Source organism: Kitasatospora sp. NPDC059571, from assembly GCF_042735675.1.
In the GTDB taxonomy this organism is placed as follows: Bacteria; Actinomycetota; Actinomycetes; order Streptomycetales; family Streptomycetaceae; genus Kitasatospora.
This window is the reverse complement of sequence record NZ_JBHWBW010000013.1, coordinates 34,414-38,699: the sequence shown is the minus strand read 5'-3', so window position 1 is coordinate 38,699 and position 4,286 is coordinate 34,414. Positions and strand designations below refer to the sequence as shown.

The following is a 4,286-nucleotide window of genomic DNA, read 5'->3' as shown; positions in this document are numbered from 1 at the left end:
GGTGGAGGGGGCGCGGCCCGGCCGCTCGGTGTGGTGCGGGATCAGCCGATCAGGCTGCGCAGCACGTACTGCAGGATGCCGCCGTTGCGGTAGTAGTCCGCCTCACCGGGGGTGTCGATGCGGACGACCGCGTCGAACTCGACGTCACCGGCCTTGACCTTGACGGTCTTCGGGGTGCGGCCCTCGTTGAGCTCGGTCACGCCGGTGAAGGAGAAGGTCTCCTCGCCGGTCAGGCCGAGCGAGTCGGCGGTCTGGCCCTCGGGGAACTGCAGCGGGAGGACGCCCATGCCGATCAGGTTCGAGCGGTGGATGCGCTCGTACGACTCGGCGATGACGGCCTTGACGCCCAGCAGCGCGGTGCCCTTGGCGGCCCAGTCGCGGGACGAGCCGGAGCCGTACTCCTTGCCGGCCAGGACGACCAGCGGGATGCCGGCGGCCTGGTAGTTCTGCGAGGCGTCGTAGATGAACGACACCGGCGCGTCGGCCTGGGTGAAGTCGCGGGTGTAGCCGCCCTCGGTGCCCGGCGCGATCTGGTTGCGCAGGCGGATGTTGGCGAAGGTGCCGCGGATCATGACCTCGTGGTTGCCACGGCGGGAGCCGTAGGAGTTGAAGTCACGCTTCTCCACACCGTGCTCGGTGAGGTACTGCGCCGCCGGGGTGCCCGGCTTGATGTTGCCGGCCGGGGAGATGTGGTCGGTGGTGACCGAGTCGCCCAGCTTGGCCAGGACGCGGGCGCCGGCGATGTCGGTCACCGGGCTCGGGGTCTTGGCCATGCCCTCGAAGTACGGGGGCTTGCGGACGTAGGTGGACTCGGCGTCCCACTCGAAGGTGTTGCCGGTCGGGACGGGGAGCGACTGCCAGCGGTGGTCGCCGGCGAAGACGTCCTGGTAGCCCTTGTCGAACATGGCCTCGTCGATGGAGCCGGCGACGACGTCGGCGACCTCCTGCTCGGACGGCCAGATGTCGGCGAGGAAGACGTCGTTGCCGTCGGCGTCCTGGCCCAGGGCGTCCTTGGTGATGTCGACGTTCATGTTGCCGGCGAGGGCGTAGGCGACCACCAGCGGCGGGGAGGCCAGGTAGTTCATCTTGACGTCGGGGTTGATCCGGCCCTCGAAGTTGCGGTTGCCGGAGAGCACCGAGACGACCGCGAGGTCGGACTCGTTGACGGCGGCCGAGACCTCCTCGGGCAGCGGGCCCGAGTTGCCGATGCAGGTGACGCAGCCGTAGCCGACCAGGTTGAAGCCCAGCTTCTCCATGTACGGGAGGAGGCCGGCCTTCTCGTAGTAGTCCATGACGACCTTGGACCCGGGGGCCAGGGTGGTCTTGACCCAGGGCTTGACGTGCAGGCCCTTCTCCACGGCCTTCTTCGCCAGCAGGGCGGCGCCCAGCATGACGGAGGGGTTGGAGGTGTTGGTGCAGGAGGTGATCGAGGCGATCACGACGGCGCCGTTGTCGATGGCGTACGAGGTGCCGTCGGGGGCGGTGACCGTGGTCGGCTTCGAGGCCTCGGCCGAGTAGGCCGGCAGCGCCTCGGCGAACTTGGCCGCGGCCTCGGCGAGGACCACGCGGTCCTGCGGGCGCTTCGGGCCGGAGATCGACGGGACGACGGTGGAGACGTCCAGCTCCAGGTACTCGGAGTAGACCGGCTCGACCGACGGGTCGTGCCAGAGGCCCTGCTCCTTGGCGTACGCCTCGACCAGGGCGAGCTGCTGCTCGTCGCGGCCGGTGAGCTTCAGGTAGTTGATGGTCTCGGCGTCGATCGGGAAGATCGCACAGGTCGAGCCGAACTCCGGCGACATGTTGCCGATGGTGGCGCGGTTCGCCAGCGGGATCGAGGTGACGCCCTCGCCGTAGAACTCGACGAACTTGCCGACCACACCGTGCTTGCGCAGCATCTCGGTGATGGTGAGCACCAGGTCGGTGGCGGTGGTGCCGGCCGGGAGCTGGCCGTTGAGCTTGAAGCCGACCACGCGCGGGATCAGCATGGAGACCGGCTGGCCGAGCATCGCGGCCTCGGCCTCGATGCCGCCGACGCCCCAGCCCAGCACGCCCAGGCCGTTGACCATGGTGGTGTGCGAGTCGGTGCCGACGCAGGTGTCGGGGTAGGCCTGGCCGTTGCGGACCATGACCGTGCGGGCCAGGTGCTCGATGTTGACCTGGTGGACGATGCCGGTGCCCGGGGGGACGACCTTGAACTCGTCGAACGCGGTCTGGCCCCAGCGCAGGAACTGGTAGCGCTCCTTGTTGCGGCCGTACTCGATCTCGACGTTCTGGACGAAGGCGTCCGGGGTGCCGAACTTGTCGGCGATGACGGAGTGGTCGATGACCAGCTCGGCCGGCGCCAGCGGGTTGATCTTGGACGGGTCGCCGCCCAGCTCCTTGACGGCCTCGCGCATGGTGGCGAGGTCGACGACGCACGGCACACCGGTGAAGTCCTGCATGATCACGCGGGCCGGGGTGAACTGGATCTCCTCGGACGGCTCGGCCGCCGCGTCCCAGTTGCCCAGGGCACGGATGTGGTCGGCGGTGATGTTCGCGCCGTCCTCGGTGCGGAGCAGGTTCTCCAGCAGGACCTTGAGGCTGTACGGCAGCCGCTCGGAACCCTCGACGGCGGAGAGCTTGAAGATCTCGTACGACTCGTCGCCCACCTGCAGCGAGCTGCGGGCGTCGAAGCTGTTCGCGGACACGACTGACTCCTTCTGGGTCCACCCGATGGTAAGGTAAGCCTTAGCTAAGCCCACCTCGCCGATGTGGAAGGCGTGCGGCTCTCGGCAGATATCTTGACGTCAAGATAAATCATAGCGTGGAGTTATCTCGATGTCGAGATAAACCATAGTGCATGCCTGCGTCCAAACTTCACCGGGCGATGCCATGGCGCAACCGCAGCGCCGGGCGCCGCAGCGGCCCGCCCGGGCCCGGGGGTCAGCCCCTGCGGCGGGAGCGCACGATCCACAGCAGCGCCACCACGCCCACGACCAGGACCGCCGCGACCACGACGATCACGACGGGGCCGGCGGAGGCGGCGGGCTCGGGGGCGACATCGGCAAGGAACACGGCGGGACCTCTCCACGGACGGCCCGCCCGGCGGGGCCCAGCCCCAGGACGAGCACCAGCAGGACGGGGAACTCCAGGTAGGCGTGGTACGAGGCCAGTGCCGCGTACAGCGACTTGCCCTGGGCGTAGTCGGACACGAACAGCACCGCGAGCGCGGCACCCGCCGCCGCCCCCAGCGCCCAGGCCCGCGCGCCGCGCAGCACCGGCACCCGCCGGTCGAAGGCGGCCGCCGCACCGGGCGCGTAGCGCGGCAGGAACCACACCCAGACCACGTAGTGCATGGTCTGCAGGAACGCGAAGACCGCGACGAACCGCAGGCCGGCCGCCGAGTGCAGCCAGGCGGGCGGGGTGTAGGAGACGGCGAGCCGGCCCGCCGTGCCGCTGCCGGGGGCCAGCCAGGCGTCCAGCGCGCCGGAGAGCAGCAGCAGCGGCACCGCCAGCACCCAGCCGCACTGCACCGCCAGGAAGGCCGCCCGGCCCCGCGGCAGCACCCGCGACCACTCCCAGAGGAAGACCAGCGGCACCAGGTTGTGCAGGTGCGCCAGCACCACGAAGTGGTACGCCGGGAAGGACAGCGAGGCCCAGAGCGCCGTGGCCAGCACCAGGGCGGCCGTGGCGAGCGGCAGCGGCCGCCCGCGCAGCGCCCGGACGGCGGCCACGGCCAGCAGCAGGTGGGCGAGCAGGATCTCGGCCGTCCGGGCGGCGGGGCCCGGCGGGAGCAGCCGGCAGACCACGATGCCGCTGATCAGCACCAGCAGCAGCCGCAGGAAGGGGCCCGCCAGCACGTGGCCGAACCGACCGGCGACGTAGCGCAGCTCCAGGACGTTGTGCAGGACGCCGAACGAGGCCAGCCCGACGACCGCGAGACCGGCCGGTGCCCGCAGGGCCACGGCCAGTGCCAGCGCCGCCGCCGCGGTGAAGCCCGCCAGCGCCGCCGCCCCGGCCGCCGGGGCCCGCACGGCGCGAACCGCCCCCGTCGCCACCGCCGCTCCTCCCCCGTGGCACGATCCGCCCGTGCCGTATCCCCTGGCCCTCTGCCTCACCCTGCTCGTCGAGGTGCCGCTCTACACCGCGGTGCTGGCGGCGCGGGGGGGCGGGCGCCCCGCGCGGGGGGGCCGGGGCGGCCGGGCGGCCGCGCCCGGGCGAGCCCGACCACGTCGGCGGGCAGCGGGTGCTGGGGCCGGCGCCGGCAGCCGCGGGCGAGCCCGCGGAACTGGGCGACCAGGGAGTAG

General features: G+C 71.4%; 4 protein-coding genes. All 4 read right to left on the bottom strand.

Annotated features, from left to right (window positions below; genetic code table 11):
- Positions 1–41: 41 nt before the first annotated feature.
- Positions 42–2,687, bottom strand: coding sequence for an aconitate hydratase AcnA (gene acnA / locus ACFV0G_RS03710; protein ID WP_380541011.1), 2,646 nt, complete (start codon positions 2,685–2,687; stop codon positions 42–44).
- A 235-nt stretch (positions 2,688–2,922) separates the two neighbouring features.
- Complete coding sequence (locus ACFV0G_RS03705) at positions 2,923–3,054, bottom strand: hypothetical protein (protein WP_380541008.1); 132 nt, start codon at positions 3,052–3,054, stop codon at positions 2,923–2,925.
- Positions 3,000–4,037: a hypothetical protein gene (locus tag ACFV0G_RS03700; RefSeq protein WP_380541005.1), complete on the bottom strand. Its 1,038-nt coding sequence runs from the start codon at positions 4,035–4,037 to the stop codon at positions 3,000–3,002. Before ACFV0G_RS03700 ends, ACFV0G_RS03705 begins: the two co-directional genes overlap by 55 nt.
- A gap of 56 nt (positions 4,038–4,093) precedes the next feature.
- Positions 4,094–4,286: hypothetical protein (locus ACFV0G_RS03695; protein WP_380541002.1), on the bottom strand; the 193-nt coding region annotated here is incomplete at its 5' end.